Here is a 13,899-nt window from a genome sequence, read left to right on the forward strand (position 1 = left end):
AAAGCGACAGTTTTTGCGACAAGTGAGTGCGCAGAACGCTTCACGACGATATTTCCGCGGGACCAATCACCGAACAAGGAACCCAAGCACTGCTGCGTTTGCAAGATCGATGAAGAATGCGGAGACGAGCGGCAGGATGATGAACGCGATGGTCGCTGCTCCGTGGATCTTGGTGACCGCCGTCATGTTGGCTATTGCCGTCGGGGTAGCTCCGAGCGAAATCCCGCAAAAGCCGGCGGAAATGACCGCCGCATTGTAGTTGCGCCCCATGGCCGGGAACACGACCAGGATGATGTAGACGACGGCCACAAGCGTCTGCACCGCCAGCACGATCGCGAGCGAAAGGCCGAGCCCGCTCAGGCCCCATAACTGCATGCTCATCAAGGACATCGCCAGGAATATGTTCAGCGAGAGATCGGATATGAGCGCGAGACCTCGGGTGTGCGTCGGCCAAGGCAGGCGCGGCGCCAGGATCGGAATGCTGTTCGTCATCACGATGGCGCTCAACAGACAGACGACGAACAGCGGAAGATTGATCCCGGCTTCGAGGATAATCTCGTGCAGGGCGTAGCCAATGATGATCGCAATATTTGTCACCAGCAATGTGCGCAACAGGCTGATGTAGCTGACATCGTCTTCGTGGCCACCAGCAGAATCCCGCGGCACCCCGATCGTCAACTCCTCGTCCTTGGGGCCGCTCAAGCCATTCCGGGTGATCAGATACTGTGCGATCGGTCCCCCGACGAGGCTGGCGACGACCAGGCCGAGCGTTGCGCTGGCGATGCCGATTTCGAGAGCGTTTGTGAGGCCGAAACGGCTCGACACGATCGGAGCCCAGGCAATCGTCGTGCCGTGTCCGCCGATCAGCGAGGTCGAACCGAGAAGGATTGCCATGCCTTGTGGAAGACCGAGCACCTCGCTGGCCCCCTTGGAAACGAGGTTCTGGATCACAAGAAACGCAAGCGTGACGGCCAGCAGGATGAGAAACGGCTTGCCTCCGGCAAGGAGATCGGAGAGCCGCGCGTTCAGGCCAACGCCGGTGAAAAAGTAAAGCAGCAACAGGTCGCGAGCGCCAAGCGCGAAGCTGATCTCCATGCCAAGGAACTCATAGGCGACGAGCGTCACGAACGCTGCCAGGAGCCCGCCGGTGACTGCCTCCGGGATGCTCCAGCGGGTGAGGGCGGGGATGAGCCGATTGAGGTTCGCGCCCGCGAAGAACACGAGGATCGCTATGGTGAACGACAGCAGTCCCGGGACTTGTATTGTCGACATGTGCCACCTTCACCGCCAGACGCGCCTTGTCGGTTGCAAAACACTGACACACGCGCTTTGACTGAACCAGTGAAAATATTGTTTCGTCCCTCGCTGCTCCCAGGACACCATCTCGCACCTGGCTTCTGCGGCCTGCTACTGGTTTCGAAGCACGCCGACGAGAGCCTTTCCGTCGGTGAAATAGGGATCGCCGCCTCCGTTGCGACCGTCTTTGGTCGGTCCGATGCCATTGATCTCATAGCTCGACAAAAGTTGCCCGGCCTTGAGAAGATCGCTGATGACAAGGTCTCGCTCTGCGTCGACATCAGGGCCGATATGATGCGTGATTTGACCGGTATCGTGGCTGAAGCCGACGCCCCGATCAAAACTTGCCGAGCCCAGCCAGTGCGGGCGATCATTTGGGCCGGTTTGTTCGGTCAGCCAAAAACGAACATGGTTGCGTTCGTCGGCGCTTTTGCCCACGGGCTTTTCGAAAGCCAGATCCTGTTTTCTGCCCTCAAAAAGCAGTGGGCTGACCGGCGCATCGAGATCAGGCCGATCAAGCACCACGCTTAGTCCGATATCGATCGATGTGCGCAAGGTAATCTTATCGGCAGGATCCCATCCGGCAGCCGCGAACGCCCGGATGACCTCTTCCTTCGAACCGACAAGACCGACATTGATGGGGTCGCCGGGAATACCCTGCTCGGTGGTCGTGACCATGTTGCCAACCTTGGCAACGCGGTCGGCATCGTGAAAAATCCAGATTTCGGGAATGACGAAATAGGCAAGCAGCAAATATGTGAACAGCAGGGCAGCCACGGTGCTCGTCGCCATGCGGATTTTCGTGCGATGAAGCATTGGAAATCCCCCGATTGCCAGGGAGGATCATACGCCGAACATGCGGCGGCGACATTCATAATTTGCAGTTGGCTTCGGCAGCAACTGCCACCGACCGCTTGTGGCGCAAAGCGGTCAAGGCTTTCGCTAGCTTTCGGCCCGAAGCGAACATAGAAGCCCGGATTTTTTAGGACAGCTTTGTGCTCCCAGGTCGGTCGGTCGTTTGCCACCACCTCAACCGAGTCTATGAACAAGGTATTGCCAGATAATCAGGCGAGGGGCTCATGGAAAGCTACCGGAAATTGCTGGTCTTAGGGATGAACGAGGCAATTAAGCAGGGCAGGATATCCCTTGCTGCCCCGCCCGATGATGGTCCAAGCGACGAGGATGGTCACCTGTTTGCCGGTATTGCCGGACATCCGTCCGTGGTACTCTGGGAAAGCATCAGCTTCGGCGAGCTGCGTGTTTCGGTTTGGTGGAACTACGACCACTCGAAACACCCTCAAGCCGAATGCTCAGGAAACGCACGCGAGCGGTTCGGTCACAGCAGGCCCTTAGCCGAGAAAGTCCATTACCCGAAATTTGTAGGCGCGACCGCAAGCGCCTGGCTTGAACGGAAAACCGGGAAGCATCTTCAGGGAAATGGCAAACACTATGTATTCGACACCTATCTTCGGGCTGACATGAAGGAAAAGCTTCATGCGATTCCTGATCCAAAACCGGAAGGCTACGAAGCCGAGGGGCGATTTTTCCTGTAGATTTCGCCGCGCTCTGCAACGGCTTCGCCGCCCATCGACCCTATCAGGACTATTGCCCGCCAGCAGATATAGCCAGGAATACCGCCTTCTGCGCCTCGAAGGCGCGCTTAAATGCGGGCCGCGCTTGCCCGCGTGCGATGTAGGCGCAGAGGTTGGGATATTCGTCCAGCAGGGCCGATCCCTCCAGCCTCAGCAGCACCGAGACCATCTCGAGGTCGCCGGCGGTGAAGTTTCCGTCCAGCCAGTCGGCATCGCCAAGCCGGGCGGAGAGTTCGCCGAGCCGCTTGCGGATGCGGTCGTTGACGTAGGCCAGACGCTCTTCGTACCAGCTCTGCTTGCCCTCCAGATATCTGGCGGTTTCGCGATCGACGATGACGGGTTCCATCGTGGAGACGGCGGCGAAGATCCAGGTGATCGCGCGGGCGCGGGCGTTGGCATCGTCCGGCAGCAGGCCGGCATGGCGCTCGGCGATATGCAGGATGATCGCGCCGGATTCGAAGAGGGTGAGATCGCCTTCCTCATAGGTCGGAATCTGCCCGAAAGGCTGAAGCGCAAGATGGGCCGCCTGCTTCATCGCCTTGAACGAGACAAGGCGAACTTCGTAGGGCTGCCCGACTTCTTCGAGCGCCCAGCGAACGCGCATGTCACGCGCCAGACCCTTGCCGCGATCGGGCGAGCGTTCAAAGGCGGTAATGGTAATCGTCATGATCGTTCTCCTTCCTGTCCGTCTGGAAGACGAGCGGGCGGGCGGGAATCCGACAGCGGGATGATGGAAATAATCCCCGCGCGCGGGCCAAGCGTAGCCCGACCGTGCGCCATCGCTCACCCTTGGAACGATAGCGCGTGCCGGTCACAAAGAACGAGGCCTGGCAGGGTGCGTTGGTCCGGCAAGGCCGGGTCGGCCGCTCGGTGGATTCAATCCGTCGACTGCCTGCTTTGATCTCTGTCAAGGACTGCCGGGCAGGCGTGCGATACACCGTTCTCGCATAGCCGATTTCCCGATCGCGAAGCGCTGGCGCAAGTCGCGATAACAGATGGAGATTGGCTGGACACGCTTAAGGGGTTATACCAGTAGCGTCAGCAACTCTGGGGAGGCGTTGTGGCTCAAATCACGGATACTGGCGGAGAGTTCAGGAAGAAGCGCCGGCGGGAGCTGTTGACCTTCGCCGTGCTCGCTTTCGGCATCTGGCCCGTCGTCGCTGTCGGGGTCGTCGGCGGCTACGGCTTCCTGGTCTGGATGTACCAGATCGTTAATGGGCCACCGGGACCTCATGAGGTCAAGCCCGCGCCTTCAGCCTCGGTAGAGTGAGGATCGGTTCATGGTTCTCGCAACGCGCACCCGACGTGGCTTTCTGACCGGCAAATTCCCGGAGGATCTGGATAGGATCTTGCCTCCCGGAGCGAGTGAGACATCCGTTCAAAACTGTTCGGGCTGCGGCGCCTGCGTCGATGCCTGTCCCACGAAGATCATTTCGATCCGTTCGGGCATTCCGGCCGTGGATTTTCGGCAGGGAGAATGCACCTTTTGCGGCAAGTGCGCGGAACGATGTCCCGAGAATGTCTTTCCGGCCGGTTCTGCAGGCGGCTTTGCCCATTATGCGGCAATTGGCGATGGATGCCTGGCCAATAATTACGTCGACTGTCAGGCCTGCCGTGATTGTTGTCCGGCCGGCGCGATCCGGTTTCGGCCGCGGCTCGGCGGACCGTTCGTTCCCGAACTCGATGCGGCGGCATGTACGGGATGCGGCGCCTGCATTTCGGTCTGCCCGGCCGATGCAATCACGATGAAGCCCCATCATCCGGAGGCTGCTCATGTCTAACAGCCGGCATCACGTCTCCAGTGCCGTCGTCATCACGCGCCCGGAACTGACCGAAGATGTCGCGGCGCGTCTCGCTGCAATCGAAGGGGTCGAGGTTCACGCGACGGGACCGGGCAAGATCGTCGTCGTGATCGAGGGGCCGCATTCCGGCGTGCTCGGGGAAACGCTCATCGGCATCTCGGGGATGGACGGCGTGCTCGCCGCCCACATGGTTTTCGAACAGGCATTGGAAATAGAGGAGACGATCGATGACGACCGAACTCACGCGGCGTGATCTCCTGAAGGCGCAGGCGGCGGCAATCGCCGCTGCGACCGCAGGCCTTGCCGCGCCCGCCTCGGCACAGTCGGTGCCCGGCGGAGTGGCGGCACTGGAGATCAAATGGTCGAAAGCGCCTTGCCGCTTCTGCGGCACCGGCTGCGGCGTCATGGTGGGCGTGAAGGAGAACCAGGTCGTCGCGACCCATGGCGACATGGAGGCCGAGGTCAATCGCGGCCTCAACTGCGTCAAGGGCTACTTCCTCTCCAAGATCATGTACGGCAAGGACAGGCTTACGAGCCCGCTCCTGCGCAAGCGGGACGGCGTCTACGCCAAGGACGGCGAGTTCGAACCCGTTACCTGGGAAGAGGCCTTCGATGTGATGGCGGCGCAGGCCAAGCGCGTGCTGAAGGAAAAGGGGCCGACGGCACTCGGCATGTTCGGCTCCGGCCAATGGACTATCTTCGAAGGATATGCCGCGACCAAACTGATGCGGGCGGGCTTCCGCTCCAATAACCTCGATCCCAACGCGCGTCACTGCATGGCTTCGGCAGCGGTGGCTTTCATGCGCACCTTCGGCATGGACGAGCCGATGGGATGCTACGACGATTTCGAGAACGCAGACGCCTTCGTGCTCTGGGGTTCGAACATGGCCGAGATGCATCCGATCCTCTGGACGCGCGTCGCCGACCGGCGGCTCGGGCACGAGCATGTGAAGGTCGCTGTCTTGTCCACCTTCACGCATCGCAGCATGGACCTTGCCGATATCCCGTTGATCTTCAAGCCGGGTACGGATCTCGCGATCCTGAACTACATTGCCAACCACATCATCCAGACCGGCCGCGTCAACCAGGACTTCGTCGACAAGCGTACCAAGTTCATGAAGGGGACGACTGACATCGGCTACGGCCTGCGGCCCGACAATCCGCTTGAAATGAAGGCCAAGGGCGTGGCGGACGCCGCCAAGATGGAGCCGATCGATTTCGAGGCGTTCAAGGAGATGGTCTCCGAATATACGCTCGAAAAGGCGGTCGAGCTTTCGGGCGTCGACAGCGCCTTCCTGGAACAGCTCGCCGAACTCTACGCCGATCCCAAGACCAAGGTCATGTCGCTGTGGACCATGGGCTTCAACCAGCATGTCCGCGGCGTTTGGGCCAATCAGATGGTCTACAATCTGCATCTGCTCACGGGCAAGATTTCCGAGCCGGGAAACAGTCCGTTTTCGCTGACGGGACAGCCGTCCGCCTGCGGTACGGCCCGGGAGGTCGGCACCTTTGCCCACCGCCTGCCGGCCGACATGGTCGTCACCAATCCGGAGCACCGCAAGCATGCCGAGGAAATATGGAAGGTGCCGAGCGGGCTGATTCCGGAGAAGCCCGGTTATCACGCCGTCGAGCAGGATCGCATGCTCCATGACGGGAAGCTGAATTTCTACTGGGTGCAGGTCAACAACAACGTCCAGGCCGCGCCGAACACCAGCAACGAGACCTATAAGGGATATCGCAATCCGGACAATTTCATCGTCGTCTCGGACGCCTATCCGACAGTCACCGCCATGAGCGCCGATCTGGTGCTGCCGGCGGCCATGTGGGTGGAGAAGGAGGGCGCCTACGGCAATGCCGAACGGCGCACGCATGTCTGGCACCAGCTGGTCAATGCTCCGGGCGAAGCCCGCTCCGACCTCTGGCAGCTGGTGGAATTCTCCAAGCGCTTCACGACCGACGAGGTCTGGCCTGCCGAGATCCTCGCGAAGAACCCGGAATACAAGGGTAAGACGCTCTACCAGGTGCTCTACCAGAACGGAAAGGTGGACGAATTTCCCCTGTCGGACGTCTCGCCCGAATATGAGAACCGGGAGGCCAAGGCCTTCGGCTTTTACCTCCAGAAGGGGCTGTTTGAGGAATATGCCGAGTTCGGTCGCGGGCATGGACACGATCTTGCGCCCTACGACATGTACCATCAGGTGCGCGGCATGCGCTGGCCGGTCGTCGACGGCAAGGAGACGCGCTGGCGCTACCGCGAAGGCTACGACCCCTATGTCAAGCCAGGCGAGGGGCTGAAATTCTACGGGCAGAAGGACGGCCGCGCGGTCATCCTGGCGGTGCCCTACGAACCGCCCGCCGAGTCGCCTGATGACGAGTTCAATTTCTGGCTCGTGACGGGCCGTGTTCTCGAACACTGGCATTCAGGCTCGATGACGATGCGTGTTCCCGAGCTCTACAGGGCGTTTCCCGGCGCGCGCTGTTTCATGAACGGAGACGACGCCAGGAAAATGGGCATCAATCAGGGGGCGGAGGTCCGGATCCGGTCGCGGCGCGGCGAGATCATCAGCCGCGTGGAAATTCGTGGGCGCAATCGAATGCCGCATGGCGTGATCTTTGTCCCGTGGTTCGACGCCAGCCAGTTGATCAACAAGGTCACGCTCGACGCCACCGACCCCATCTCCAAGCAAGCGGATTTCAAAAAATGCGCAGTCAAGATTCTTCCCGTCGCCTAATATCAAGGCGCGTCTGGGCGATCGCGGCCGTCGCCCTTCTCCTGTTCACAGGCACCGTCACCGTGGCGCAGATGGTGCCCTCGTTGTCGGGCAACGAGAATCCGATGGAGAGCAAGGAGGCGAAGCCGGTTCCCAAATGGGTCGTCGATGACGTCAGGAAGATGCGGAATTATCCGGACCAGCCTCCCATCATCCCGCATTCGATCGAGGGCTACCAGCTGACGGTGAACGCTAATCGCTGTCTTTCCTGCCATCGCCGCGAGCTGACCGAAGGCTCCGGCGCGCCGATGATCAGTGTTACGCACTTCATGACCCGCGAAGGGCAGATGCTGGCCGACGTCTCGCCTCGGCGATACTTCTGCACCGCCTGCCACGTGCCTCAGGCGGATGCGAAGCCCCTGGTGCCGAACAGCTTCAAGGACATGAGCGAGCTGGGCTTCAAACCTGCGGGAAGCGAGCAATGATCGGCAAGATAAAGGCGATAGTACTCTGGTGCTGGCGCTTGTTGAGCTCGCCGGCAACGACACTCAGTCTGGCTTTCCTGACGCTTGGCGGCTTCGTCGGCGGCGTCATGTTCTGGGGTGCATTCAACACCGCGCTGGAGACCACCAACACCGAGGCCTTCTGCACCGGCTGCCATGAAATGCGAACGAATGTCTACGAGGAGCTGAGCCGCACGGTTCACTTCTCGAACCGCTCGGGCGTTCGCGCCACATGCCCGGACTGCCATGTGCCGCACCAATGGACCGACAAGATCGCCCGCAAGATGCAGGCGTCGAAGGAAGTCTGGGGCAAGATATTCGGGACGATCAACACGCGCGAGAAGTTCCTCGACAAGCGGCTGGAACTTGCCCAGCACGAATGGGCGCGGCTGAAGGCCAATGACAGCCTGGAATGCCGGAACTGCCACTCGATGGGCGCTATGGACCTGACGAAACAGACCGTGCGCGCCGCTGACATCCACACGCGATACCTGCTCCCGGGCAAGGCGACCTGCATCGATTGCCACAAGGGCATCGCGCATGAACTTCCTGACATGAAAGGCGTCGATCCGGGCTGGAAGGTTCCGGCGGAGCTGATGGGCAGGAATGCCGATCCTGGTTGGCATGAGCGGGCCAAACTCGCGGCCTATCTCGGCACAGCGGATGCGGTGGCCGTCGATTACTGACGGCTGCCGCCTTTGCCGGAATATCCTGAGGAGGGCAGGGCAGGTGTCCGACTGATGGTCCGGTGCCCTAACCATCTGAAAGCGGCCTGATTTTCAGGGGCGGGGGGAACGTTTTTCCGGCGTTTGCGTTTGGCCCGGCATGATCTACGTCCAGCCTCTCCCTCCACCGACCGTCTCCCCGCAGGTTGGCAAAATCATTCAAACCGGTCGCGAGCAGATCCATATGCTCGAAAGTGGAGGCGCAAATGGAAATCCCGTCGTGCTGCTGCATGGCTGCGGCAGTATCGCCGAGGAGGTGATGATGCCGTTTTCGGGCAGCGGCCTACACATCATCGCGCCCGACAGGCCGGGCTACGGTTTCAGCCAGGCACTGCCCGCCGGTGAGCGCGGCCCGCGTGGCCAGTCCTTCTGGCTGGAGCGTTTCCTTGAGGCGCTGGAGCTGGACAAGGTCGTGGTGGCCGCCCATTCGATCGGTTGTGCGGCAGCACTGCATCTGGCCGCCCGCCGGCCGGATCTCCTGAAGGGCCTGTTTCTCATCTCGCCCTGCTGCCGGCCCGTTCCCTTCAAGCCGTTCATCGTGCTGCGCAGCGCCGTGGCACCCTTCGTCGGCCCGGTCATCCGCCAGCATGTGATTGCCCGCTGGTCGTCCTATTTCCTCGAGCGCGGCTTGCGCGCCTCGTCCTATCCCAATCCCGTGACAGCAGAGCTTTCCACCCTGCCGGCCATGCATATGGTCAATGCCGCGTCGATCGCCACCATGGCCGAGGAGCTCTGGGCCTTCAACGGCGACATGCAGCCGCCCGAGGGCCTGCCTGCCGATCTGCCGGTCTCCGTTCTCTTCGGGCGCGAAGACCGGATCATCGACCCCGGCTGGCATCTCGACTGGCTCCATGAGCGGCATCCGGCGCTCACCGTCGAACTGCTCGACGATGTCGGCCACATGCCGCACCATGTCGCGCCCGATCTGGCCCTGACGATGCTCTGCGATCTTGCGGGCAAGACGCCTGCCGATATTGCGGGCAAGACGTCTGACGAAACCGGGGAGGCTAGCCAGCCTGTAATTGCGGTGGCTTAGCCCGAAGGGCCGCGCAAAAAAAGACCCGCCTGGCTAAGGCGAGCCGAAAGTTCCTGCCCTGGTCGGGCATGGGGATGTCAAACGGAGGAAAGAGCCTCGCTGCTCCGGGCCTGCGGAGCCGCAGGCTGGGGAGGAACGCTTTCGCCGGCGCGGCGGGCCTGCCGCCGGCTGGCGGTATCGAGCAGGGTCGCGAAGGACGCAAGGCTGATCCTGTCGGCGCGCAGCATCTGGCGGATCAGCGGATCCCTCAGCATGTCCGATGCGGTCATCTCATTCATCGCAGGTCCTCCATGTCCGAACCTATGGTAGGTGTTATTTGTAAAGAATACATGTCAGGGTGGTGGCAAAAACATGGCAAGGGCGGCGAGCGTTCAAAGACGGTAATGGAAATCCTCATGGCTGTTCTCCTTGAGCTCTCTGTCAAGAAGACGCGCGAGCGGGCGCGAATTCGACAGCCGGTGCCATTTTTCGCCATCGCTCACGCAGAAAAATGACCGTCAGCCCTGGGCGCCGAGCCAGGTCGCAGCGCGCCTAGCTCTGGCCAGATGGGAGCTTTGACGGCGGCGAGCCTGTCGCGGCAGAGAATCCTTCCGGAGGTGCATCGATGTCGCCATCGAATGCCAGTCAGCTCGCACGCCAGGCGATGGCTCTAGGGATTATAGAAATATCCCACCGCTGCCAGATTGTTCAGATTGTCTTGCAGGTGCGAGACCTGCAACAGGATCAGGGCCTTGCCATCGGTCGAATAGTAGTTGCCTGCCTTCTGGGCGTTGGCGCGCCACTCCTTTTCCCAGGTCCCGCCGCTGCAATCCAGTCCAACCGGAGGATGGGCGGTATTCAGAACATATCGCTCGAGAATATCCTTGGGCACCGGGGTATTTGCCCAGTCCCCATACTTCAATCCATCAGGCCCTTTCAGACCAGCCGGTAGTGCTGCGATGCCATTGTGTCGGATGTCCTGGGTTTGCGACCAAGACAATTGATAAATCACTGCTCCGCACTCTCCGGCACCATCCGGCAGTTGCGTCGAACCGTGGGCCTGCCGCTGATTTATATTATATTCTGACGGCAATACCGAGGTCCATTGACGTCCCCTGGCCGTAGGCAGCGAGGCCAGAATAACGATCGCAAAGAAGGAAACGACGGACCATGAGATCAGGGTATAGGGTCGCACGCTCAAACGCTTTCTCTCAAGCTCAAACGCTGCATGTAAAACATTGATCAACGCATGCCTTGACGTGAGCCCGCGACGAAAACATCCGCACAGGGTATGAAATCTGCGATCAGGTGGCAATGTGCCCTTGGGGCCGCAGGCTTTGCCAGAACGGACGTCGAAGCCACGGCCGTCATCTGCTGATAGCCTCACACATGTTCCAACCGAGGGAGACGGGCACGAGCAGAATGAAGAATGGTATTTTGGCATTGGCAGGTGCGGTGTTCTTGATGAGCCTCACTCCGGTATCTGCGGAGGACAAGACGGGCGTGATCTATCGCTGCGACGATGGCAAGGGTGTCACCACAAGTTTCCTGACTGCGAGCAACGAGGCGCTGATCACCACGGACGGGCAGACCTTCCGCCTGCCGCAAGGCTTCTCCGGTTCGGGTGCGCGTTACACCGACGGGACCGCGCTGTTCTGGATCAAGGGTAACGACGCCCAGCTGGAAGTGCCTGGACGGTCGACCAGCTGTCACGTGCAGTAATCCGGAATGCAATAAGAGAGGCGCCCGAAAGGGCGCCTTCCCGCAATCAGCTTCCGGGGCAGGGCGGTCAGTTGGCAACAGCCATGCCGGCCTCCACCTCGACGATCGCCCGGTTGAGCAGGTCAATCTCGTTGAGGCGGTGGCCGCCCTTGTTCGCGGCGCCCTTCCGCAGTGAGGATTTCGCCGCCAGTAGCGAATTGAGTGCCGATTTCGATGTCAGAAGCTAAACCTGGTTTGGACGAGGACCGGTTTGCCGCTGCGATCATCGATCCCGAACTTTCCGACAGTTCCGGTCTTCGGCAGGCCGAAACACGAGCTACGCAGCACATAGGCGGTGATCGCAGTCGCCTTGTTCTGCAGGCGGTAATCGGTCAGGATCTCGAATGTGACAGTGGCCCCGACGCCGGCATCGGTATCGGCCCCAGCCATTTCCTCGACCGCGACGATACGGCCGATGAAATACCAGTATTCGCCACGCAGTGCCCTCGGATCGGCGCCAGGATTTGCTAGATCATAGGTGATCAGGCCCTGACATGCCCAGGCTGTGGCCGGCAGCAGGGCCAGAAGCAATGCGATCGCCCATTTCATCGGCCAGCCTCTCACCACGCCACCGTCTTCAACGCTTCCATCACCACCCGCACCGAGGGAATATCCCTAATCTCATTGTGCACGACAAGCCAGATTTCCCGCCTGAGCGGGTTTTCATCCTCGATGCGCTCTAGCCCAGTGATGCCCGAAACCGCGAAATCCGGCAGCAACACCACACCGCCGCCAAGCCTTGCGGCGGCGGCCTGAAACTCCAGAACCGATGAACGGATCGCGATCGGCCGGCCGGCGGCGAGTTCGAAGAGGCGCAATTGCTGCGGCGAGGCATTCATGCCTTCGTCATAGCCGATGAAGGTCCATTGCGCCTCCGGCACGGTTTCGAGATAGGCCTTCGATGCATAGAGGTGGAAGGCCATTTCGCCGAGCTTGGTGATGGCATAATCGCCATCTTCGGGGCGCGACATGCGCACGGCGATATCGGCCTCGCGGCGGTTCAGCGAGGCGAGGCGCTTTTCGCCCACCAGCGTGATCTCGACGCCCGGATGCTCACGCCTGATGGCGGCCACGGGCTTTGCGAGAAGCACGCTCGAAAGCGCTGGCGGGGCGCTGATCCTCACATGGCCGCGCGTCTCCGTGGCGCTCGCCCGGCCGAGCTGCTCGATGGCTGCCATCTGCTGGGCGACGAGGGTGGCGTGCCTGGCAATCTGCTCACCATCCGCGGTCAGAATGATGCGCCGCCCGCGGCGGTCGACGAGCTTGCGGCCAAGGCCTTTCTCAAGGGCGCTGACGCGCCGGCTGATCGTCGCGTGCTCGACGCCGATCTGTCTTGCGGCGCCGAGAAAGGTTCCTGCCTGCGCCAGCGCCAGGAAATGCCTCAGGTCGTCCCAGTCTATTTGTGTGAATTCTTTCCCAATCATTGTGCGACAATAGGGAATTTTCACACATAAGGCTATCGGCTAGTTTGCTTGCATCAAGTTGCTCCATAGAGGAAAACGACCGATGCCCGACCAGATCATCCTGCTGAATGCCCCCGGCGACATCTCCCAGTTCCGGCTGCAGGATCAGCCGTCGGAGTTCCCCGGTCCCGGCGAGGTCAAGATCCGCCATCAGGCGGTCGGCACCAATTTCCTCGATATCTATCACCGCAAGGGCCTCTATGCGCTGCCCTCCTATCCCGCCGTCATCGGCGTGGAGGCCGCGGGTGTCGTCGAAGAGGTCGGTGCCGATGTCTCGGGCTTCAAGCCGGGCGACCGCGTCGCCTATGCCGGACCGCCCGCCGGCGCTTATGCCTCCACCCGCATCATCGCGGCCGAAAGGGTGATTGCGCTTCCCGATGCGGTATCGGCCAAGGTGGCAGCAAGCTCGCTGCTCAAGGGCATGACGGCCTATATGCTCCTGAGGAAAGTCACCAATGTCGGGCGGGGCAGCACCGTGCTGATCCATGCCGCCGCCGGCGGGCTCGGCAGCATTCTCGTGCGCTGGGCGAAATCGCTCGAAGCCACCGTCATCGGCACGGTCAGTTCGCCCGAAAAGGCGGCCCTTGCCACCTCCTATGGCGCCGATGACCTGATCATCGGGCGAGGGGCCGATATCGTCGCCGAGGTGAAGCGGCTGACGGGCGGAAACGGCGTCGATGTCGCCTATGACGGTATCGGCGGCGACATGCTGTTGAAGAGCATCCGCGCCGTGCGCCCCTTCGGCACGGCGATCACCATCGGCCAGGCCGCCGGCCCCATTCCGCCCGTTGCCGTGGAAGAGCTTCGGCCCGGCAAGTCGCTCTCGCATCCGAGCATCATGGCCTGGTGCGCCGATGTCGGACGATACCGCGAGGCGGCAGAGGCTGCGATCGCCGCGATGGAAAGGGGCATCGTCTGCGAGATCGCTGCGGAATATGGCTTGGCGGAGGTTGCGAAGGCGCATGAGGAGATGGAAACCGGGCGGTCGGCCGGCAGCATATTGCTCCTGCCGTGATGCTTGCCGAGGGTTG

At 61.2% G+C, this 13,899-nt stretch carries 18 protein-coding genes; 11 read left to right on the forward strand and 7 right to left on the reverse strand.

The features are described from left to right. Positions 1-66: 66 nt before the first annotated feature. Both gltS and ACR9ZQ_RS13045 read right to left on the reverse strand, forming a co-directional pair. Positions 67-1,272: a sodium/glutamate symporter gene (gltS, locus tag ACR9ZQ_RS13040; RefSeq protein ID WP_481427995.1), complete on the reverse strand. Its 1,206-nt coding sequence runs from the start codon at positions 1,270-1,272 to the stop codon at positions 67-69. A gap of 135 nt (positions 1,273-1,407) precedes the next feature. Continuing rightward, positions 1,408-2,088 (reverse strand): LssY C-terminal domain-containing protein, encoded by a 681-nt coding sequence (locus ACR9ZQ_RS13045; RefSeq protein ID WP_157179644.1) that lies wholly within the window; start codon positions 2,086-2,088, stop codon positions 1,408-1,410. 287 nt (positions 2,089-2,375) lie between these two features. Between ACR9ZQ_RS13045 and ACR9ZQ_RS13050 the strand changes: the two genes are divergently transcribed. Then, on the forward strand, positions 2,376-2,849 hold the full coding sequence (locus ACR9ZQ_RS13050) for a hypothetical protein (RefSeq protein WP_007818989.1): 474 nt from the start codon (positions 2,376-2,378) through the stop codon (positions 2,847-2,849). Positions 2,850-2,898: 49 nt separating this feature from the next. On the opposite strand, the gene ACR9ZQ_RS13055 is transcribed toward ACR9ZQ_RS13050, so the two are convergent. Continuing rightward, a complete protein-coding gene (locus ACR9ZQ_RS13055) occupies positions 2,899-3,555 on the reverse strand; it encodes a glutathione S-transferase family protein (protein ID WP_481427996.1) in 657 nt (218 codons plus the stop codon). Between the two features lie 393 nt (positions 3,556-3,948). Between ACR9ZQ_RS13055 and napE the strand changes: the two genes are divergently transcribed. The 7 genes from napE (at position 3,949) to ACR9ZQ_RS13090 (ending at position 9,665) form a co-directional block, all read left to right on the forward strand. Continuing rightward, the gene (napE, locus tag ACR9ZQ_RS13060; protein WP_029868513.1) at positions 3,949-4,158 is read left to right on the forward strand and encodes a periplasmic nitrate reductase, NapE protein; all 210 of its coding nucleotides are present in this window, start codon (positions 3,949-3,951) and stop codon (positions 4,156-4,158) included. Between the two features lie 10 nt (positions 4,159-4,168). Next, complete coding sequence (gene napF / locus ACR9ZQ_RS13065; protein WP_481427997.1) at positions 4,169-4,669, forward strand: ferredoxin-type protein NapF; 501 nt, start codon at positions 4,169-4,171, stop codon at positions 4,667-4,669. Next, complete coding sequence (locus tag ACR9ZQ_RS13070; RefSeq protein WP_310388564.1) at positions 4,662-4,943, forward strand: chaperone NapD; 282 nt, start codon at positions 4,662-4,664, stop codon at positions 4,941-4,943. The genes napF and ACR9ZQ_RS13070 overlap by 8 nt, the downstream gene beginning before the upstream one ends. Continuing rightward, the gene (napA, locus tag ACR9ZQ_RS13075; protein ID WP_481427998.1) at positions 4,918-7,422 is read left to right on the forward strand and encodes a periplasmic nitrate reductase subunit alpha; all 2,505 of its coding nucleotides are present in this window, start codon (positions 4,918-4,920) and stop codon (positions 7,420-7,422) included. The genes ACR9ZQ_RS13070 and napA overlap by 26 nt, the downstream gene beginning before the upstream one ends. After that, positions 7,392-7,886, forward strand: coding sequence for a nitrate reductase cytochrome c-type subunit (locus tag ACR9ZQ_RS13080; protein WP_310388560.1), 495 nt, complete (start codon positions 7,392-7,394; stop codon positions 7,884-7,886). Before napA ends, ACR9ZQ_RS13080 begins: the two co-directional genes overlap by 31 nt. After that, positions 7,883-8,590 carry a NapC/NirT family cytochrome c gene (locus tag ACR9ZQ_RS13085; protein WP_113323512.1) on the forward strand — a complete coding sequence of 236 codons (708 nt, stop codon included), beginning with the start codon at positions 7,883-7,885 and terminating at the stop codon, positions 8,588-8,590. Before ACR9ZQ_RS13080 ends, ACR9ZQ_RS13085 begins: the two co-directional genes overlap by 4 nt. 139 nt (positions 8,591-8,729) lie before the next feature. Continuing rightward, positions 8,730-9,665 carry an alpha/beta fold hydrolase gene (locus tag ACR9ZQ_RS13090; protein ID WP_481427999.1) on the forward strand — a complete coding sequence of 312 codons (936 nt, stop codon included), beginning with the start codon at positions 8,730-8,732 and terminating at the stop codon, positions 9,663-9,665. A 77-nt stretch (positions 9,666-9,742) separates the two neighbouring features. Here the strand turns inward: ACR9ZQ_RS13090 and ACR9ZQ_RS13095 are convergent, their stop codons facing one another. Further along, complete coding sequence (locus tag ACR9ZQ_RS13095; RefSeq protein ID WP_310388556.1) at positions 9,743-9,943, reverse strand: hypothetical protein; 201 nt, start codon at positions 9,941-9,943, stop codon at positions 9,743-9,745. Positions 9,944-9,955: 12 nt separating this feature from the next. On the opposite strand from ACR9ZQ_RS13095, the gene ACR9ZQ_RS13100 reads away from it, so the two are divergent. Further along, the gene (locus ACR9ZQ_RS13100; RefSeq protein WP_310388554.1) at positions 9,956-10,159 is read left to right on the forward strand and encodes a hypothetical protein; all 204 of its coding nucleotides are present in this window, start codon (positions 9,956-9,958) and stop codon (positions 10,157-10,159) included. A 155-nt stretch (positions 10,160-10,314) separates the two neighbouring features. Here the strand turns inward: ACR9ZQ_RS13100 and ACR9ZQ_RS13105 are convergent, their stop codons facing one another. Continuing rightward, complete coding sequence (locus tag ACR9ZQ_RS13105) at positions 10,315-10,890, reverse strand: hypothetical protein (RefSeq protein ID WP_310388553.1); 576 nt, start codon at positions 10,888-10,890, stop codon at positions 10,315-10,317. A gap of 176 nt (positions 10,891-11,066) precedes the next feature. On the opposite strand from ACR9ZQ_RS13105, the gene ACR9ZQ_RS13110 reads away from it, so the two are divergent. Then, positions 11,067-11,366 (forward strand): MliC family protein, encoded by a 300-nt coding sequence (locus tag ACR9ZQ_RS13110; RefSeq protein WP_481428000.1) that lies wholly within the window; start codon positions 11,067-11,069, stop codon positions 11,364-11,366. A gap of 216 nt (positions 11,367-11,582) precedes the next feature. On the opposite strand, the gene ACR9ZQ_RS13115 is transcribed toward ACR9ZQ_RS13110, so the two are convergent. Both ACR9ZQ_RS13115 and ACR9ZQ_RS13120 read right to left on the reverse strand, forming a co-directional pair. After that, a complete protein-coding gene (locus ACR9ZQ_RS13115) occupies positions 11,583-11,954 on the reverse strand; it encodes a hypothetical protein (RefSeq protein WP_310388549.1) in 372 nt (123 codons plus the stop codon). Positions 11,955-11,965: 11 nt separating this feature from the next. Next, positions 11,966-12,829 (reverse strand): LysR family transcriptional regulator, encoded by an 864-nt coding sequence (locus ACR9ZQ_RS13120; RefSeq protein WP_310388547.1) that lies wholly within the window; start codon positions 12,827-12,829, stop codon positions 11,966-11,968. Between the two features lie 82 nt (positions 12,830-12,911). Here ACR9ZQ_RS13120 and ACR9ZQ_RS13125 point away from each other — a divergent pair, with 82 nt between their 5' ends. After that, positions 12,912-13,883 carry a quinone oxidoreductase family protein gene (locus ACR9ZQ_RS13125; RefSeq protein ID WP_481428001.1) on the forward strand — a complete coding sequence of 324 codons (972 nt, stop codon included), beginning with the start codon at positions 12,912-12,914 and terminating at the stop codon, positions 13,881-13,883. The last annotated feature ends 16 nt before the right edge of the window (positions 13,884-13,899 follow it).

It is taken from the genome of Rhizobium sp. KNZ14-9A (genome assembly GCF_056755015.1).

Excerpts from the sequence above, each read along its gene's own strand:
- gltS (WP_481427995.1), bottom strand. The coding sequence starts at position 1,272 with ATGTCGACAATACAAGTCCCGGGACTGCTGTCGTTCACCATAGCGATC.
- ACR9ZQ_RS13045 (WP_157179644.1), bottom strand. The coding sequence starts at position 2,088 with ATGGCGACGAGCACCGTGGCTGCCCTGCTGTTCACATATTTGCTGCTT.
- ACR9ZQ_RS13050 (WP_007818989.1), top strand. The coding sequence starts at position 2,376 with ATGGAAAGCTACCGGAAATTGCTGGTCTTAGGGATGAACGAGGCAATT.
- ACR9ZQ_RS13055 (WP_481427996.1), bottom strand. The coding sequence starts at position 3,555 with ATGACGATTACCATTACCGCCTTTGAACGCTCGCCCGATCGCGGCAAG.
- napF (WP_481427997.1), top strand. The coding sequence starts at position 4,169 with ATGGTTCTCGCAACGCGCACCCGACGTGGCTTTCTGACCGGCAAATTC.
- ACR9ZQ_RS13070 (WP_310388564.1), top strand. The coding sequence starts at position 4,662 with ATGTCTAACAGCCGGCATCACGTCTCCAGTGCCGTCGTCATCACGCGC.
- napA (WP_481427998.1), top strand. The coding sequence starts at position 4,918 with ATGACGACCGAACTCACGCGGCGTGATCTCCTGAAGGCGCAGGCGGCG.
- ACR9ZQ_RS13080 (WP_310388560.1), top strand. The coding sequence starts at position 7,392 with ATGCGCAGTCAAGATTCTTCCCGTCGCCTAATATCAAGGCGCGTCTGG.
- ACR9ZQ_RS13085 (WP_113323512.1), top strand. The coding sequence starts at position 7,883 with ATGATCGGCAAGATAAAGGCGATAGTACTCTGGTGCTGGCGCTTGTTG.
- ACR9ZQ_RS13090 (WP_481427999.1), top strand. The coding sequence starts at position 8,730 with ATGATCTACGTCCAGCCTCTCCCTCCACCGACCGTCTCCCCGCAGGTT.
- ACR9ZQ_RS13095 (WP_310388556.1), bottom strand. The coding sequence starts at position 9,943 with ATGAATGAGATGACCGCATCGGACATGCTGAGGGATCCGCTGATCCGC.
- ACR9ZQ_RS13100 (WP_310388554.1), top strand. The coding sequence starts at position 9,956 with ATGTCCGAACCTATGGTAGGTGTTATTTGTAAAGAATACATGTCAGGG.
- ACR9ZQ_RS13110 (WP_481428000.1), top strand. The coding sequence starts at position 11,067 with ATGAAGAATGGTATTTTGGCATTGGCAGGTGCGGTGTTCTTGATGAGC.
- ACR9ZQ_RS13115 (WP_310388549.1), bottom strand. The coding sequence starts at position 11,954 with ATGAAATGGGCGATCGCATTGCTTCTGGCCCTGCTGCCGGCCACAGCC.
- ACR9ZQ_RS13120 (WP_310388547.1), bottom strand. The coding sequence starts at position 12,829 with ATGATTGGGAAAGAATTCACACAAATAGACTGGGACGACCTGAGGCAT.
- ACR9ZQ_RS13125 (WP_481428001.1), top strand. The coding sequence starts at position 12,912 with ATGCCCGACCAGATCATCCTGCTGAATGCCCCCGGCGACATCTCCCAG.